This window comes from Pseudomonas sp. EA_65y_Pfl2_P78, assembly GCF_963970495.1.
Lineage (GTDB): Bacteria > Pseudomonadota > Gammaproteobacteria > Pseudomonadales > Pseudomonadaceae > Aquipseudomonas > Aquipseudomonas baetica_A.
The window spans coordinates 16,004-33,654 of sequence record NZ_CAXAON010000043.1 but is presented as its reverse complement, the minus strand read 5'-3'; the positions used below and the strand labels follow the sequence as shown (position 1 = coordinate 33,654).

Here is a 17,651-nt window from a genome sequence, read left to right as displayed (position 1 = left end):
GAACCCATGCCGTTGGTTGGCGACGCTGATGAAGAAGTTGTTGCCGCGACACCGCGCCGAGGCAAACGCAAGCCACTGTCGGCTGATCTGCCGCGTATCGAAGTCATCCACGAACTACCCGAACACGAACTGACCTGTGCCTGCGGTTGCCGCAAGCATGTGATCAGCGAAGAAACCAGCGAGCAGCTGGATATCGTGCCGATGCAGATCCGCGTCATCAAACATATCCGCAAGATCTACGGTTGCCGTGGTTGTGAACGTGCACCGGTCACCGCCGACAAACCGGCGCAATTGATCGAAAAGAGCATGGCCAGCCCGAGTGTTCTTGCCATGCTGCTGACCACCAAGTATGTCGATGGCTTGCCGTTGCACCGGTTTGAAACGGTACTGAGCCGACATGGCATTGATATTCCTCGTCAGACGCTGGCGCGCTGGATCATCCAGTGCAGCGAACACTTTCAGCCGCTGCTGAATTTGATGCGTGACCGGCTGCTGGAAAGTGCGGTGATCCACTGCGATGAAACTCGTGTTCAGGTCCTCAAGGAACCGGATCGAGACCCGACCAGCCAATCCTGGATGTGGGTACAAGCCAGCGGCCCACCCGATCGTAAAGTCGTGTTGTTTGACTACACGTCCAGTCGTGCGCAGGAGGTGCCGTTACGGCTGCTGGAAAGTTATCGCGGTTATGTCATGACCGATGATTACGCCGGCTATAACGCCTTGGCGTTGCAATCGGGTGTGGAGCGCCTGGCGTGCATGGCCCATGCGCGCCGCAAATTCGTGGACGCGCAGAAGGTTCAGCCCAAGGGCAAGACCGGGCGGGCCGATATTGCACTGACGATGATCAACAAGCTGTACGGGATCGAGCGTGAACTTAAGGAAGCCGACGATGAACAGCGGTTTATCGCTCGCCAGGAAAAGAGCCTGCCGATCTTGGGGCAGCTGAAAGTCTGGTTGGATAAAACCCAATCCCAGGTGACGCCGCAAAGTGCATTAGGCAAGGCGGTGCATTATCTGGCGAATAACTGGAGCCGACTGGAGCGTTATGTCGAAGCGGGTTATTTACCCATCGACAACAACGCGGCCGAAAGAGCGATCAAGCCGTTTGTCATCGGACGCAAGGCCTGGTTGTTCAGCGATACCGTCAACGGCGCCACTGCCAGCGCAAAGATCTACAGTCTGGTCGAGACCGCCAAGGTCAACGGCCAAGAGCCCTATACGTGGCTGCGCCTAGTACTGGAGCGGTTGCCGCATGCCTCGTCGGTCGAAGAGTACGAAGCGTTACTGCCGTGGAACTGCTCGCCGCAGATGCCACGGTAGACCGTTGCTCCACCACTGGGTAGGTGGGGTTTATGGATCGCATACCATTCGGTAGCCAATTTGCCGAAGCGGGAATGCTGGATCATGCTTTGGGCAATGGTCAGCGTTTTTCTCACTTGAAGGATCCGCAGGTTGCCTATCAGCAACTACTCGGCATTATCGGAAAACCACAAATATTCGTACAACGGTTGGCCGAATGGCGAAAAAAAGCACCCGTAGCGCACCGCAAGGCTTTAGAACAAGCGGATCATGATCGCTCGCCAATACCAACTTCGGGGCTTCAATGCGTTGTACCTCAGAAACAAGCCCTAGACGATCAGGACTGGGCTATAGTTCTCAGCTCTCCACTATTGTCAATGTTCGAGAATGCCAAGCAATTTCAATTGATCGCTCAAGAGTTCCAAAGTAGCTTGCGAATTAACGGTCTTTTCGACGTAAAACGCTACCATCGTGTACCCGCTGCAGCGCCTAAGGTAGCAGCGCTTTCGTTGGACTCGACTAGCGTGCTTTACATCGTCCCCGCAAGCTTATCCATAATTCAGCTTAGCCCCCTAGATCGTTATAATGTTCGGGTAACTCAAGGTTTAAAAATTAGTGCTCAGTTTGAATTAAGCTCAGATCAGCAAGACGAGCATTTGATTTTACCCCAGCCCAGCCCTAAAAACTGGTCAGCATTTTCACCGTCAAACCGTCGACTACCGCCAGACAATCTGCCTGTAAATGAAACACCCCCCTATTGGCAAATTGAAACCACTGAGCTCCCTGCATGACATTTAAATTGGACACTCCATATGCTGTAAGTGCATATTACAGCAACAACCAAGAAGCGTTGCCGCCACCCAAATCGGCACAAGACCTCAATCGTTCAGGTACCTTTGATACTCATCTTGCTTTTGGTCACTACGCATACCTAGAGCCAGAAATGGAAGTCACTGCCCAATTAGAGAGTAAAGAGCAGTCAGCATATCGCCGACAGCGGGAGACGGGACACACTGAAAATATATACTGCAGCGCGAGCCGCTGGCAATTCCAAAGCACCACTAAGATTCCACATCTACTATTTATACTTAAATTAATTTGTATCTCTTTCGTATCAGCTGTTTGGGGACTCGGAATAGTCACTGAGTTCGCCCCCAAGACAGGGAGAAGCGATGTTAATGCGTTTTATATGTTAATTGGATGCATAGCTGTCGTGGCTGCCATGTATATTTCACTTGCGCTATTCATGAGTGGCAAAAAACTGGTGCATCAGATCCAAATCGGCGGTTTCGTAATTTTCGCCGGTACCGTTATATGGAGGTATGGTTCACTTTTTGGAACTGACAGCATGCAAGTTTGCCTCTGGCTAGGCACGTTTCTTTATTTCGTAGCAACTGTCGGGACTGATAGCCTGCTGTGGCTGTACGACAGAATGAGCACCCACGACGGAAGCGAGTTCAATCGCCTCGACGGAATGCTCCGCTTCAAGCGACGTTTTCGTAGAATTTTCGTAGCACCCTTTGAAGAATTTGATCCGGTGCTCCAACTACTGCCTAGCGGTTATGGTTCTCACGACTACGCCCTGTGGCTTCATCACCGCTACACCGACAACAAGATTTGTCTGGCGACCAAAGTCCACGCCCTGGGCCTCGACCAGCCGAATGCGCTGGCCTTCTGGGATTGCCTGCAACGTTACATGGACGTCACACAACCGCTGCCGGACCTGCCGGTGCTTGAGCAAAGTCGTCACCTCGACCCGGTAACCGCCGCCTACGACGCCAAAACGGGCCGTAACCCACGACGCTGGCGCGACCAGTCGGAAAAGGGCTGGCTGGCAACGGGCTCCAAAGCGCTGAGCAAGCAGCTCGAAGAATATCCATGGCAACAAAAACCATGCATTGTTAAAGCACGTATTAACCCATCTTTAACAATTGAGGCGTATTACCGATCCCAAGAAGCGAAAGGTATATTTGCCACCCCCAAGGCCGATGATTTTGATGATGTGCATCGGCCCTGAAGAGGTAGAGGTAGGCTTCAGCCCAACTGACGAACCTGCCTCTCCAACTCCACCTTCAACCCCGGCTCCAGCTTCAACTGCCGCGCCAGTTCATCCAGATAGCTCTTCTCCATAAAGTTCTCCTCATCCACCATCATCACGCTCGCCACGTACATCTCAGCCGCCATCTCCGGCGTACTCGCGGCGCGGGCGACGTCGGTCGGGTCGAGGGGTTTGTTGAGTTCGGCGTGCAGCCAGTGCTGCAGTTCCTGATCATTGTCGAGCTTGGTGAATTCACCCTCGATCAATTGCCGCTCGCGATCGTCGATGTGACCGTCGGCTTTGGCGGCGGCGACCAGTGCCTTGAGGATTGCCTGACTGTGCTGCTCGGCTTGCGCGGGTGGCAGGCGGTCCAGGGTTTGCGGTTCGCTTTGCGGGGCGGTGCCTTTTTGGGCGTTGTAGTTGCCGTAGGCTTTGTAGGCCAGCACGCCGAGTGCGGCGAGGCCGCCGTAGATTGCGACTTTGCCACCGACCTTGCGCACTTTCTTGTTGCCGAGCAGCAGGCCCATGGCGCCTGCCGCCAGTGCGCCACCGCCGGCACCCGACAGCAGACCGCCAAGGCCACTACCGCCGGACGATCCGCCAAGCAAGCCGCCCAACCCACCGGCAGCCGTTTTGTTTTGCGACCCGCCGGCCTTGTTCTGCAACAGATCCTGGCCGGATTTGAGTAGTTGATCGAGCAATCCACGGGTGTTCATGTTCCGCCTCCAAAACAGGGGTTATCCGGATCTATAAGGCACTCAGCCTAGTTCGAAAGTGCCCCAGCCCTGTTTGCGAGTGTGCTTCCAGATGTTGCTCAGTAGGCGCAAGGCGTTCGCGAAAATAGATATACACTCAGGCCAATCTATAAAAACCGCCCACCGGGTACCCCGCTCATGATGACCTTGCGTCAGATCCGTCACTTCATCGCCGTGGCCGAAACCGGCTCGATCTCCGCCGCCGCGCAAACGGCGTTCATTTCCCAATCGACCCTGACCCTGGCGATCCAGCAACTGGAAGAGGAAATCGGCGTCAGCCTGTTCAGCCGACACGCCAAGGGCATGACGCTGACACATCAGGGACACCAATTCCTACGCCAGGCTCACCTGATTCTGGCGACTGTGGACAATGCCAAACGCAGCCTCCAGCAAAGCACCGATCAGGTCGCCGGGCAGTTGATCGTCGGTGTGACCAGTCTGGTCGCCGGTTATTACCTGGCGGATTTGTTAACCCGATTCCAGCGTGCCTATCCCAACGTTGAAATAAGAGTTATGGAGGACGAACGGCCCTATATCGAGCACTTGCTGGTCAGCGGCGAAATCGACGTCGGCGTGTTGATCCTCTCCAACCTCGAAGACCGCCATGCCTTACAGACCGAAGTCCTGACCCACTCGCCACACCGTTTGTGGCTGCCCGCGCAGCATCCGCTGCTGGAGCACGACAGCATCAATCTCGCCGACGTCGCTCGCGAGCCGTTGATTCAACTGAACGTCGACGAAATGGATAGCAACGCTCAACGTCTATGGCAGGGCGCCGGACTGCAACCGAAGATCACTCTGAGAACCGCATCGACCGAGGCCGTGCGAAGTCTGGTCGCAGCGGGCCTGGGCGTGTCGATCCAGCCGGACATGACCTATCGCCCGTGGTCGCTGGAAGGCGACATCATCGAAGCCCGCCCCATCGCCGACCTCAATCAGACCCTCGACGTCGGCCTGGCCTGGCGCCGTGGCACTGCGCGCCCAGCATTGGTCGACCCATTCCTGACCGTCGCTCGCGAACAACCCCACGGCGGGCGCAAGCCATCTATTTAATCGAATGCCACCTTCAGTATTTAGAATTTGTCGACCTCGGAGCCGCGCACTAGTCTTGCTGCATCTATAAGACGGTCGGCTCCCGGTGACAGAGGGAGCAACAATGACCACACAAGAAAAGAGATCGCGGAAAATGGCTGGCGCGCAGACCCCGATGTGTACCGCGTTGTTGATCGACGGCCAACTGGTCGCCGGGGAAGGTTTTGTCGAGCCGATCCTCAACCCGGCCACCGGCGAAATTCTCACGCACATTGCCGAGGCCAGCACCGAGCAGGTCGAAGCGGCGATCCTCGCCGCCCACCAGGCCTTTGCCCAATGGTCGCGCACGACGCCGCAGCAACGTTCCAACCTGTTGCTCGACATCGCCAACGCCGTCGAAAAACACGCCGATCACCTCGCCCGCCTCGAATCGCTGAACTGCGGCAAGCCATTGCACCTGGCGCGTCAGGACGACTTGACCGCGACCGTCGATGTGTTCCGCTTCTTCGCCGGTGCCGTGCGCTGCCAGACCGGCCAGCTCAGCGGCGAATACCTACCGGGTTACACCAGCATGGTCCGTCGCGATCCGATTGGCGTGGTCGCCTCGATCGCGCCGTGGAATTACCCGATCATGATGGCCGCGTGGAAAATCGCCCCGGCCCTCGCTGCCGGCAACACGCTGGTGTTCAAGCCGTCCGAACACACGCCGCTGTCGATCCTCGCACTGGCGCCTGCGCTAGCCGAGATCCTCCCGCGTGGGGTGATCAACATCATCTGCGGCGGTGGCGAAGGCGTCGGCAGCCATTTGGTCAGTCACCCGAAAATCCGCATGGTGTCGCTGACCGGCGATATCGTCACCGGCCAGAAAATCCTCCAGGCCGCCGCGAAAACCCTGAAACGCACTCACCTCGAACTTGGCGGCAAAGCCCCGGTAATCGTGTGCAACGACGCTGATCTGAAAGCTGTCGTCGAGGGCGTGCGCACCTACGGTTATTACAACGCCGGGCAGGACTGCACTGCCGCCTGCCGGATCTACGCGCAGGCCGGGATTCACGACAAATTGGTCGCCGAACTCGGTGCCGCCGTCAGCAGCCTGCGCTTCGCTGGCAAACGCGATGCCGACAACGAGATCGGCCCGTTGATCAGCACCCGCCAGCGTGACCGCGTCGCCAGCTTCGTCGAGCGCGCCCTTGGCCAGCCGCACATCGAACGCGTGACCGGTGCGGCGGTGCATTCCGGTGCCGGTTTCTACTATCAACCGACGCTGTTGGCCGGTTGCAAACAGAGCGACGAAATCGTTCAACGCGAAGTGTTCGGCCCGGTGGTGACCGTGACCCGTTTCGACGAACTCTCGCAGGCCGTCGACTGGGCCAACGACTCCGAATACGGCCTGGCCTCGTCGGTGTGGACGCAGAATCTGGACAAGGCGATGCAGGTTGCCGCCCGCCTGCAATACGGCTGCACCTGGATCAACAGCCATTTCATGCTGGTCAGCGAAATGCCCCACGGCGGGCTGAAACGCTCGGGTTACGGCAAAGACTTATCCAGCGATTCGCTTCAAGACTACAGCGTGGTGCGGCACATCATGGCCCGCCACGGCCAGCATCTCTGACTACGCTAATAACAAGCCGCCAACGGCATGCTTCACCGCGTTCACAACTGCCCCGACCATAATTTAAAGAAGAGGGTTCAACCATGTTCGTGCACAAGACCGCACTGCTCAGTGCAATCACCACGGCCTTGCTGGCCAGCGCCAGCCTGCAAGCGGCAGAACCGCTGAAGGCTGTCGGCGCCGGTGAAGGTCAGTTGGATATCGTCGCCTGGCCGGGCTACATCGAACGTGGCGAAAGCGACAAGGCCTACGACTGGGTGACCGGTTTCGAGCAGGAAACCGGCTGCAAGGTCAACGTGAAGACCGCCGCCACCTCTGACGAAATGGTCAGCCTGATGGCCAAGGGCGGTTACGACCTGGTCACCGCGTCGGGCGATGCTTCGCTGCGATTGATCGTCGGCAAGCGTGTGCAACCGATCAACACCGCGTTGATCCCGAACTGGAAGACCCTCGACCCACGCCTCAAAGATGCGCCGTGGTACGTGGTCAATAAACAGACCTACGGCACCCCGTATCAGTGGGGCCCGAACGTGCTGATGTACAACACCAACGTGTTCAAGACTGCGCCAACCAGTTGGAATGTGCTGTTCGCCGCGCAGGATTTGCCCGACGGCAAGCCGAACAAGGGTCGCGTGCAGGCCTATGACGGCCCGATCTACATCGCCGATGCGGCGCTGTATCTGAAATCGACCCGGCCTGAACTGGGCATCAAGGATCCGTATCAACTGACCGAGGCGCAGTACAAAGCCGTGCTGGATTTACTGCGGGCGCAGCAGCCGCTGATCCACCGCTACTGGCATGACACCACGGTGCAGATGAGCGATTTCAAAAACGAAGGCGTGGTCGCGTCGGGCGCCTGGCCGTATCAGGTCAACAGCCTGGTGAACGAGAAGCAGCCCATCGCTTCGACCATTCCGAAAGAAGGCGCCACCGGTTGGGCCGACACCACCATGTTGCACGCCGAGGCCAAACATCCCAACTGTGCATACAAATGGATGGACTGGTCGCTGAAGCCCAAAGTCCAGGGTGATGTGGCGGCGTGGTTCGGCTCGTTGCCGGCGGTGCCAGCGGCGTGCAAGGAGAGCGAGTTGCTCGGCGCCGAAGGTTGCAAGACCAACGGTTTCGACCAGTTCGACAAAATCGCCTTCTGGAAAACTCCGCAAGCTGAAGGCGGCAAGTTCGTGCCGTATAGCCGCTGGACGCAGGATTACATCGCGATCATGGGCGGTCGCTAGTCTTTGAATTGACGCCGCGCCCCCTGTGGGAGCGGCGGTGCGACTTGCTCGCGAAAGCGGTGTGTCAGCCAGCACCCATGCCGAATGATAGACCGCGTTCGCGAGCAAGCCCGCTCCCACATCGGGATCACCAACACCAGCAAACCGCAAAACGTTTCAGCTTTTTCAGAAGTCCAGGCAGGGCCGCTGCGACGGCTTTCGCCTTTTTGGAGCACCGCACCATGACGCTTGCAGTCCAGTTCACCAACGTTTCCCGGCAGTTCGGCGAAGTGAAGGCCGTTGACCGGGTTTCCATCGATATCCAGGACGGCGAGTTCTTTTCCATGCTCGGCCCCTCCGGCTCGGGCAAAACCACCTGCCTGCGACTGATCGCCGGGTTCGAGCAACCGAGCGCCGGTTCGATCTGCATCCACGGCGCCGAAGCGGCCGGTCTGCCGCCGTATCAACGCGATGTAAACACTGTATTTCAGGATTACGCACTGTTCCCGCACATGAACGTGCTGGACAACGTCGCCTACGGCTTGAAGGTCAAAGGCGTAGGCAAAGCCGAGCGCCATAAGCGCGCCGAAGAAACCCTGGACATGGTCGCCCTCGGCGGCTACGGCGCGCGCAAACCGGTGCAGTTGTCCGGTGGTCAACGACAGCGTGTCGCCCTGGCCCGTGCCTTGGTCAATCGCCCTCGCGTGCTGTTGCTCGATGAGCCACTCGGCGCACTCGACCTGAAACTGCGCGAGCAGATGCAAAGCGAATTGAAAAAGCTGCAACGCCAACTCGGCATCACCTTCATCTTCGTGACCCACGATCAGACTGAAGCCCTGTCAATGTCCGACCGCGTCGCCGTGTTCAACAAGGGCCGCATCGAGCAGGTCGACACGCCGCGCAATCTGTACATGAAACCGACCACCACGTTTGTCGCCGAGTTCGTTGGCACCTCGAACGTGATTCGTGGCGATCTGGCGCGCCAGCTCAGCGGACACCCGCAGCCGTTTTCGATCCGACCGGAACACGTGCGTTTCGCCGAGGGCCCGCTGGCCAGTCACGAAATAGAAGTCAGCGGTTTGCTCCACGACATCCAGTATCAAGGCAGCGCGACCCGTTATGAACTGACGCTGGAAAACGGCCAGACCCTGAGCATCAGCCACGCCAATAATCAGTGGATCGACAGCAGCGCGCAGCACCAGACCGGCCAGCGCTTGAGTGCGCGTTGGGCGCGTGAAGCGATGATTACGCTGCACGACACCGTTGCGAGCGGGGTGTGAGATGAGCACGCTCGCGACGACTCCATCGCCACCGTTGCGCAGGTTTTCCAACCTGCTCTATCGCAAGCCCAACCTGTACCTGTTGATGTTGCTGGTGCCACCGCTGCTGTGGTTCGGCGCGATCTATCTAGGCTCGCTGCTGGTGCTGCTGTGGCAGGGTTTCTATACCTTTGACGACTTCACCATGGCGGTGACGCCGGACCTGACGCTGGCGAATTTTGCGGCGCTGTTGCGGCCATCGAACTTCGACATCATTCTGCGCACGTTGAGCATGGCCATTGCCGTGTCGATGGCCAGCGCCCTCGTCGCGTTCCCGATTGCCTACTACATGGCGCGTTACACCACGGGCAAGACCAAAGCGTTTTTCTACATCGCGGTGATGATGCCGATGTGGGCCAGTTACATCGTCAAGGCTTACGCATGGACGCTGTTGCTGGCCAAGGGGGGCGTGGCGCAGTGGTTCGTTCAGCACTTGGGGCTGGAGCCGGTTTTGCAATTCATTCTGGGCATACCGGGCGTGGGCGGCAGCACCCTGTCGACCTCGAATCTGGGGCGGTTCATGGTCTTCGTCTACATCTGGCTGCCGTTCATGATCCTGCCGATTCAGGCCTCGCTGGAACGTCTGCCGCCGTCGCTGTTGCAAGCGTCTGCCGACCTTGGCGCCAAGCCGCGCCAGACGTTTATGCAAGTGATTTTGCCGCTGTCGATTCCGGGGATTGCGGCGGGTTCGATCTTTACGTTTTCGCTGACGCTGGGCGATTTCATCGTGCCGCAACTGGTGGGCCCGCCGGGCTACTTCATCGGCAGCATGGTGTATGCGCAGCAAGGCGCGATTGGCAATATGCCGATGGCAGCGGCGTTCACTCTGGTGCCCATCGTTCTGATTGCGGTTTACCTGTCCATCGTCAAACGACTGGGGGCCTTCGATGCACTCTGAGCGCGCTTCACTGGGTCTGCGCATCGCGGCCTGGGGCGGGTTGGTGTTTCTGCACTTCCCGATCCTGATCATCTTCCTTTACGCCTTCAACACCGAAGAAGCCGCGTTCAGCTTTCCACCGAAGGGCTTCACCCTGCACTGGTTCAGTGTGGCGTTTTCGCGGCCGGACGTGCTGGAGGCCATCAAGCTATCGCTGCAGATTGCAGCCATCGCCACGTTGATCGCGATGGTGCTTGGCACGCTGGCGTCGGCGGCGCTGTACCGGCGTGATTTCTTCGGCAAACAGGGCATCTCGCTGATGCTGATCCTGCCGATTGCGCTGCCGGGGATCATCACCGGGATTGCGTTGCTGGCGACGTTCAAAACGCTGGGAATCGAGCCTGGGATGTTCACCATCATCGTCGGCCACGCGACCTTCTGCGTGGTGATCGTCTACAACAACGTCATCGCCCGTCTGCGCCGTACTTCGCACAGCTTGATCGAGGCCTCGATGGATCTGGGCGCCGACGGTTGGCAGACCTTCCGTTACATCATCCTGCCGAACCTCGGCTCGGCGTTGCTGGCCGGCGGCATGCTCGCGTTTGCGCTGTCGTTCGACGAAATCATCGTCACCACGTTCACCGCAGGGCATGAACGCACGCTGCCGTTGTGGTTGCTCAATCAACTGAGCCGGCCACGGGATGTGCCGGTGACCAACGTCGTCGCCATGCTGGTGATGATGGTGACCATGCTGCCGATCCTGGGTGCCTATTACCTGACCCGAGGTGGCGAAAGCGTGGCGGGGAGTGGCGGCAAGTAAACGTCCCCCCCCCTGTGGGTGCGGGCTTGCTCGCGAAGAGGCCAGCACATTCAACATTGATGCTGGCTGCCTTACTGCTTTCGCGAGCAAGCCCGCTGCCACCGTTGAACCCGGTTTCTTCTGAAAAATAACAATGGCTTCAAAGAGGACAAAAACATGCAAACCAAACTCTTGATCAACGGCCAACTGGTCAACGGCGAAGGCCCGGCGCAACCGGTGCTCAACCCTTCGCTCGGTGAAGTGCTGGTGGAGATCAACGAAGCCAGCGAAGCCCAGGTCGATGCGGCCGTGCGTGCCGCCGACAACGCCTTTGCCGAGTGGTCGCAAACCGCGCCGAAAGACCGCTCCTTGCTGCTGCTCAAACTCGCTGACGCCATCGAAACCCACGGTGAGGAGTTGGCGAAACTGGAGTCCGACAACTGCGGCAAACCCTACAGCGCCGCGCTGAATGACGAGATCCCGGCGATTGCCGACGTGTTCCGTTTCTTTGCCGGCGCCAGTCGTTGCATGAGCGGATCGGCCGGCGGTGAATACCTGCCCGGCCACACCTCAATGATCCGTCGCGACCCGGTCGGCGTAATCGCCTCCATCGCGCCGTGGAACTACCCGTTGATGATGGTCGCCTGGAAAATCGCCCCGGCACTGGCCGCCGGTAACACCGTGGTGCTCAAGCCGTCGGAACAAACCCCGCTGACCGCGTTACGCTTGGCCGAACTGGCGTCGGACATTTTCCCGGCCGGCGTACTCAATCTGGTGTTTGGTCGTGGGCCTACCGTTGGCAGTCCTTTGGTGACTCATCCGAAAGTGCGCATGGTCTCGCTGACTGGCTCCATCGCCACCGGCTCGAACATCATTTCCAGCACCGCCGACAGCGTCAAACGCCTGCACATGGAACTGGGCGGCAAGGCGCCGGTGATCATCTTCGACGACGCCGATATCGATGCGGCGGTTGAAGGCATCCGTACGTTCGGCTTTTACAACGCCGGGCAGGACTGCACCGCGGCCTGCCGGATCTACGCGCAGCAAGGCATTTATGACAAGTTTGTGGAGAAGCTCGGCGCGGCCGTCAGCAGCATCAAGTACGGTTTGCAGGATGATCCGTCCACCGAACTGGGGCCGCTGATCACTGCGCAACATCGCGACCGCGTCGCCGGTTTCGTCGAGCGTGCCGTGGCGCAACCGCACATCCGTTTGATCACGGGTGGCAAGTCTGTGGACGGCAATGGTTTCTTCTTCGAACCCACCGTGCTGGCCGATGCGCAGCAGGACGACGAAATCGTCCGCCGCGAAGTGTTCGGGCCGGTGGTGTCGGTGACCAAGTTCACTGATGAAGCGCAGGCGCTGGAGTGGGCCAACGATTCGGACTACGGCTTGGCGTCCTCTGTGTGGACTGCGGATGTAGGACGCGCGCATCGGATGTCCGCGCGGTTGCAGTACGGCTGCACCTGGGTGAACACGCACTTCATGCTGGTCAGCGAAATGCCTCACGGCGGTCAGAAATTGTCTGGCTACGGCAAGGACATGTCCATGTATGGGCTGGAGGACTACACCACGGTTCGGCATGTGATGTTCAAGCACTAAGCCTTTAAAAGCTTCGCGTCACCCCGGCTTCAAGGCAGAAACCGGCTCTACGCACCACCAGGACTCCAAAACAATAACTACCGAACCGGGCGGCGCCCTTAGGCCCCGCCACGGCCTCGGCCATCCGAAATCTGCCGATTTCACGGAGCAAACACACATGAGTGCATCACCCTATCTCTCAGCCGCCGTTGCCGACAGCGATGCCGAACAACTGCGCCAACTGGGCTACACCTCCAACTTCAATCGCAGCATGAGCCTGTGGGAAAACTTCGCCCTGGGCTTCACTTATCTGTCACCGGTCGTAGGGGTTTATACCCTGTTCGGCCTGTGTCTGGCCGCAGGCGGGCCACCGATGTTCTGGGCCTACTTGCTGGTCGGTTGCGGTCAGTTGCTGGTGTGCCTGATCTTCGGCGAAGTGGTGTCGCAGTTCCCGATCTCTGGCGGCGTCTATCCATGGGCGCGCCGCTTGGTGGGCAAGAAATGGGCGTGGATGGTCGGCTGGATCTACTCCATCGCCCTGTGCGTGACCATTGCCGCCGTGGCGGTCGGCGCCGGCCCGTACCTGGCCGCCATGATGGGCTTTGAGCCAAACAACAACACCAACATCGTCATCGCCCTGGTGCTGACCCTGTTCGCCACACTGGTCAACCTCAGTGGCACCAAAGTGCTGGCGCGCATCGCCATGTTCGGCTTCCTCTGCGAACTGGTCGGCGCGGTGATCGTCGGCGTGTACCTGCTGATCTTCGAACGCCACCAGCCGCTCAGCGTGCTGTTCAACACCTTCGACATCAGCGTCAACGGCTCGTACCTGCCAGCCTTCCTCACTGCATCGCTGGCGGGGATGTTCCTCTACTACGGCTTCGAGGCCTGCGGCGACGTCGCCGAAGAAACCCCGAACCCGAGCAAGAAAATCCCGGTGGCCATGCGCATGACCATCTACATCGGCGGCATCGCGGCAATGTTCGCCTGCCTGGCGCTGATCCTCGCCGTGCCGGACATGCAAGCGGTGATCAATGGCACCGACAAAGACCCGGTCACCACCATCCTCAACAACGCCTTCGGCCCGGTCGGTTCGAAAGTGGTGATGGGCGTGGTGATGATTTCCTTCATCTCCTGCGTCATCAGCCTGCAAGCGGCAGCCAGCCGTCTGCTGTACTCCTACGCTCGCGATGAAATGGTCATCGGCAGCCGACTGCTGAAAAAGCTTTCTCCTACGACCCAGGTGCCGGTGGCTGCACTGTTCGTGGCCGGCGTCCTGCCCGCCCTGATCATCGTCCTCGGCTTCTTCCTGCAAGACGCCGTGGCCACCATCGTCAGCTTCGCCGCCATCGGCATCTACCTCGCGTTCCAGATGATCGTGCTGGCCGCCCTGTATGCGCGGATGAAAGGCTGGAAACCCAGCGGCAAATTCACCCTCGGCGTGTGGGGCTGGCCGGTGAATATCGGCGCACTGGTGTATGGCGTTGGCGCGATCATCAACATGGCCTGGCCACGCACGCCGGATGCGGCTTGGTATGTGAACTACGCGATGGTGTTGAGCACCGTAATCGTGATTGGTTTGGGCCTGGTTTACATGTGGATTGGCAAGCCGTATGACCATGGGAAGGCGCCGGCCGGGGATGCCTGGAAGGTGAGTCGCTAAGAAGAATCACCCCGGAATCAAGATTTGATTCCGGGGTCTCCCCGAAGCACTCTCATCAATTCATCTGTACGCCATTTGATCTCCGCTTTACCTCTGACAGCTTCGAAGCGATCCAGATCGATCACCTTTCTCTTTTTACCTCTCGCTTCGTCTTTGCTCACAGAATTACTTCTCCCGTTTTCCCGGTTGCTAACTCATAAAGGAAAATCTTCGGTACAGGGATGGTTTCGCAGCAAGAGCTGCAAAAACAGGCATTTCCTACAGACACAACCTTCCGGAGAAAGCCCCATTTCCTACGCCGTGCGTCGACAGAGTAGACTTGGCGCCGCTAGCGCCTGACCGATAGGCTTTGTCCCGTCGCTGCCAAATCAGCGGCCCGGGGTCGAAGCCGGAACATCATCAACTTGGCGCAACTGCGTCCTCCATAGAGACCGGGGCTTTTTTGCCTTTCAGTTTCGCGTTATGGCGGATCGTGTGGTGCGGGCCTCTCGGCTTCCATGTTGATCGAGAATGTTCCGACTTCGAACGCCACACGGTTCGCCACCCAAAATCTGTCGAAGGATTCGTGGCGACTCTCATTTCAACATGGAGTCAGAAATGCCTAAGCACACGCCAAATCCACCTGAAACCCACCCGCACTTCACCCCCACCGTCTTCACCCGCCACAACCGCTTCCTCCACGCGTTCATGCAAGACCACGAAGCCTGGTTCTGCGTCCAGGATCTCGGTCGCCTGATGGGTTATCCGCTGAACGAACGCCTCACCCTGAAACTCGATCCCGACCAGCGTCGCAACGTCCTCATGCGCAAGGACGGCGAAATCGTCGATTGCGCGACGGTCAGCGAGTCCGGCCTGTACGCCCTGCTCGTCCATCACTTCGTGCCGCAAAACCGCAATCTGCGCCAATGGCTGAGCCATGAAGTGATTCCGATGCTGCGCGAAAGCATGGCAACGCCTGTGCAGAACGGCCCGAGCCTGAGTTCGGTTAACTGGGCTGGGGTCACCGTCCCTCTGCTTCACTGGCAGCAGCAGGCGTGGGTCAAATGGCGTGACGTGCCGGAGTTGATGCACGGCCAACAGCCGTATCCGGTTTTGGGAACCTGTAGCTGAAATCCATCCAAAAAAACTGTGGCGAGGGCGCTTGCTCCCTCGCCACAGGCTATCCCAACGTTAAAACCGCGAAACACTCCTCATCGCATCCACCAGATACCGCATGGCGATCCGGTCGCTCTCCGAAAGCTCCCGATAACGCTCCAACAGTTTCAACTCATCAGAGCTGAGCCTACGCCTTTTGCGACCGCTGCCAAGGCAGGGAAAGATGCCCAACATGTCAGTGATGCCTTGTATTTTTGCCATGGACGATGTCCTTCTCTAATACGTCAAAGAACTGCTCAACCACCACATCGCCCTGCCCCTTTCAGCAGCGTCGTGTGCCCCACCGGTCTGAAGGTTCGCGACCGGTCATGTCCATAGAATAGAAATTTAATCGGTGCTGAAAAGGGCTTTTTAGAGTAATTAGTCGAAAAAAGCAGAAATGCCCTGTAAATCAGAAAGTGCCGTCGGAAAAAATACCGACATGTCTTGTTTCATTGCCAGACTGAGCCTCGTAATCAATCATTTTTGCTCGACAATCGAACGGTTTAAGCTAGCCGGCATCTGTTTATAGTCCGCAGCGTTTGGCCGAAGGCTTGTCCGAACCGTACTTTCTGATCCAGCACGTGCCAGGAACGGCGCGGGATTGCACACGACAGGTTGTATTTATGCACCGCAGGAATTTGCTTAAAGCGTCCATGGCCATTGCGGCTTACACCGGTCTTTCAGCCTCAGGCCTGCTGGCGGCGAATGCCTGGGCCGCCAGCGGTGACGTCGCTGATGGCGACGCACAAGCCTTCGATTTCCAAGCCCTGAAGCGCAAGGCCAAACAACTGGCCGGCAGTGCCTACCAGGACACCAAACAGGTGCTGCCGCCGACGCTGGCGACCATGACCCCGCAAAACTTCAACGCGATCCGCTACGACGGCGAGCATTCGTTGTGGAAGGAGAACAAGGGTCAACTGGACGTGCAGTTCTTCCACGTCGGCATGGGTTTTCGCCAACCGGTGCGCATGCACAGCGTCGATCCGAAGACCCGTACCGCCCGCGAGGTGCATTTCCGCCCGGCGCTGTTCAACTACGAGAACACTTCGGTCGACACTCAGCAGCTCAAGGGCGATTTGGGGTTCGCCGGCTTCAAGCTGTTCAAGGCGCCGGAACTGGATCGTCATGACGTGCTGTCGTTCCTGGGCGCCAGCTATTTCCGTGCAGTCGACGCGACTGGCCAATATGGCCTCTCGGCGCGTGGTCTGGCGATCGACACCTATGCCAGGAAGCGCGAAGAATTCCCTGACTTCACCCAGTTCTGGTTCGAGACACCGGATCAGAACGCCACGCATTTTGTGGTTTATGCCCTGCTCGACTCGCCGAGCGCGACCGGCGCCTATCGCTTCGACATCGATTGCCAGGCCGAACGCGTGGTGATGGAAATCGACGCGCATATCAACGCACGCACGGCCATCGAACAATTGGGCATTTCGCCGATGACCAGCATGTTCAGTTGCGGCACCCACGAGCGCCGCATGTGCGACACCATCCACCCGCAAATCCATGACTCGGATCGCCTGGCGATGTGGCGCGGCAACGGCGAGTGGATCTGCCGTCCGCTGAACAACCCGGCGACGCTGCAGTTCAACGCATTTGCAGACACGGACCCTAAAGGTTTTGGTCTGGTACAAACCGACCATGAATTCGCCAACTATCAGGACACCGTCGACTGGTACAGCAAACGTCCGAGCCTGTGGGTCGAACCGACGACCGCATGGGGCGAAGGCTCTATCGATCTGTTGGAAATCCCTACCACCGGCGAGACCCTCGACAACATCGTCGCGTTCTGGACGCCGAAGAAACCGGTGGCCGCCGGTGATTCGCTGAACTACGGCTACAAGCTTTACTGGAGTGCCCTGCCACCGGTCAGCACGCCGTTGGCGCGGGTGCAGGCGACCCGTTCCGGGATGGGCGGATTCACTGAAGGCTGGGCACCGGGCGAGCATTATCCGCCGGTCTGGGCGCGCCGTTTCGCCGTGGATTTCACTGGTGGCGGTCTGGATCGCCTGCCGCAGGGCACCGGGATCGAACCGGTCATCACCTGCTCCAACGGCAAGGTGCAGGACTTCAGCGTGTTGGTGCTCGATGACATCAAGGGTTACCGGATCCTGTTCGACTGGTACCCGACCAACGACAGCGTGGAGCCCGTGGAACTGCGGTTGTTCATTCGTACCAATGACCGCACGTTGAGTGAGACCTGGCTGTACCAGTACTTCCCGCCGGCGCCGGACAAGCGTAAGTATCCTTGAGGGTTTGAGGCGCCTGCTCGCGAAGACGGCAGCACTGGCAAAACAGCCGCCAACAGAAAAAACAAAGCCCCGA

16 protein-coding genes are annotated in these 17,651 nt (G+C 58.6%); 13 read left to right on the top strand and 3 right to left on the bottom strand.

Annotated features, from left to right (window positions below):
* The 3 genes from tnpC to AACY02_RS23880 form a co-directional block, all read left to right on the top strand.
* Positions 1–1,320: IS66 family transposase (tnpC, locus tag AACY02_RS23890; RefSeq protein WP_339434049.1), on the top strand; the 1,320-nt coding region annotated here is incomplete at its 5' end.
* A 32-nt stretch (positions 1,321–1,352) separates the two neighbouring features.
* Entirely contained in the window at positions 1,353–2,090 is a 738-nt protein-coding gene (locus tag AACY02_RS23885) for a hypothetical protein (protein WP_339434048.1), read from the top strand.
* Between the two features lie 557 nt (positions 2,091–2,647).
* Positions 2,648–3,316 carry a hypothetical protein gene (locus AACY02_RS23880; protein ID WP_339434051.1) on the top strand — a complete coding sequence of 223 codons (669 nt, stop codon included), beginning with the start codon at positions 2,648–2,650 and terminating at the stop codon, positions 3,314–3,316.
* A 17-nt stretch (positions 3,317–3,333) separates the two neighbouring features.
* Here the strand turns inward: AACY02_RS23880 and AACY02_RS23875 are convergent, their stop codons facing one another.
* Positions 3,334–4,053 carry a tellurite resistance TerB family protein gene (locus AACY02_RS23875; protein ID WP_339434047.1) on the bottom strand — a complete coding sequence of 240 codons (720 nt, stop codon included), beginning with the start codon at positions 4,051–4,053 and terminating at the stop codon, positions 3,334–3,336.
* Positions 4,054–4,230: 177 nt separating this feature from the next.
* On the opposite strand from AACY02_RS23875, the gene AACY02_RS23870 reads away from it, so the two are divergent.
* The 8 genes from AACY02_RS23870 (at position 4,231) to AACY02_RS23835 (ending at position 14,189) form a co-directional block, all read left to right on the top strand.
* Positions 4,231–5,145: a LysR family transcriptional regulator gene (locus AACY02_RS23870; protein ID WP_221729866.1), complete on the top strand. Its 915-nt coding sequence runs from the start codon at positions 4,231–4,233 to the stop codon at positions 5,143–5,145.
* Positions 5,146–5,278: 133 nt separating this feature from the next.
* On the top strand, positions 5,279–6,736 hold the full coding sequence (locus AACY02_RS23865; RefSeq protein ID WP_339434050.1) for a gamma-aminobutyraldehyde dehydrogenase: 1,458 nt from the start codon (positions 5,279–5,281) through the stop codon (positions 6,734–6,736).
* A gap of 83 nt (positions 6,737–6,819) precedes the next feature.
* Entirely contained in the window at positions 6,820–7,971 is a 1,152-nt protein-coding gene (ydcS, locus tag AACY02_RS23860) for a putative ABC transporter substrate-binding protein YdcS (RefSeq protein WP_339434046.1), read from the top strand.
* A gap of 221 nt (positions 7,972–8,192) precedes the next feature.
* Complete coding sequence (locus AACY02_RS23855; RefSeq protein WP_339434045.1) at positions 8,193–9,230, top strand: ABC transporter ATP-binding protein; 1,038 nt, start codon at positions 8,193–8,195, stop codon at positions 9,228–9,230.
* A 1-nt stretch (position 9,231) separates the two neighbouring features.
* The gene (locus tag AACY02_RS23850) at positions 9,232–10,167 is read left to right on the top strand and encodes an ABC transporter permease (RefSeq protein WP_339434044.1); all 936 of its coding nucleotides are present in this window, start codon (positions 9,232–9,234) and stop codon (positions 10,165–10,167) included.
* Entirely contained in the window at positions 10,157–10,966 is an 810-nt protein-coding gene (locus AACY02_RS23845) for an ABC transporter permease (protein ID WP_003222021.1), read from the top strand. Before AACY02_RS23850 ends, AACY02_RS23845 begins: the two co-directional genes overlap by 11 nt.
* A gap of 156 nt (positions 10,967–11,122) precedes the next feature.
* Positions 11,123–12,547, top strand: coding sequence for a gamma-aminobutyraldehyde dehydrogenase (locus AACY02_RS23840; RefSeq protein WP_339434043.1), 1,425 nt, complete (start codon positions 11,123–11,125; stop codon positions 12,545–12,547).
* A gap of 157 nt (positions 12,548–12,704) precedes the next feature.
* On the top strand, positions 12,705–14,189 hold the full coding sequence (locus tag AACY02_RS23835) for an APC family permease (RefSeq protein ID WP_339434042.1): 1,485 nt from the start codon (positions 12,705–12,707) through the stop codon (positions 14,187–14,189).
* A gap of 17 nt (positions 14,190–14,206) precedes the next feature.
* Here the strand turns inward: AACY02_RS23835 and AACY02_RS23830 are convergent, their stop codons facing one another.
* A complete protein-coding gene (locus AACY02_RS23830) occupies positions 14,207–14,350 on the bottom strand; it encodes a hypothetical protein (protein WP_339434041.1) in 144 nt (47 codons plus the stop codon).
* Positions 14,351–14,786: 436 nt separating this feature from the next.
* On the opposite strand from AACY02_RS23830, the gene AACY02_RS23825 reads away from it, so the two are divergent.
* Positions 14,787–15,299 (top strand): BRO-N domain-containing protein, encoded by a 513-nt coding sequence (locus AACY02_RS23825; RefSeq protein ID WP_339434040.1) that lies wholly within the window; start codon positions 14,787–14,789, stop codon positions 15,297–15,299.
* Positions 15,300–15,359: 60 nt separating this feature from the next.
* Here the strand turns inward: AACY02_RS23825 and AACY02_RS23820 are convergent, their stop codons facing one another.
* Entirely contained in the window at positions 15,360–15,545 is a 186-nt protein-coding gene (locus tag AACY02_RS23820; RefSeq protein ID WP_221729874.1) for a hypothetical protein, read from the bottom strand.
* A 404-nt stretch (positions 15,546–15,949) separates the two neighbouring features.
* On the opposite strand from AACY02_RS23820, the gene AACY02_RS23815 reads away from it, so the two are divergent.
* On the top strand, positions 15,950–17,578 hold the full coding sequence (locus AACY02_RS23815) for a glucan biosynthesis protein D (protein ID WP_339434039.1): 1,629 nt from the start codon (positions 15,950–15,952) through the stop codon (positions 17,576–17,578).
* Positions 17,579–17,651 lie beyond the last annotated feature (73 nt).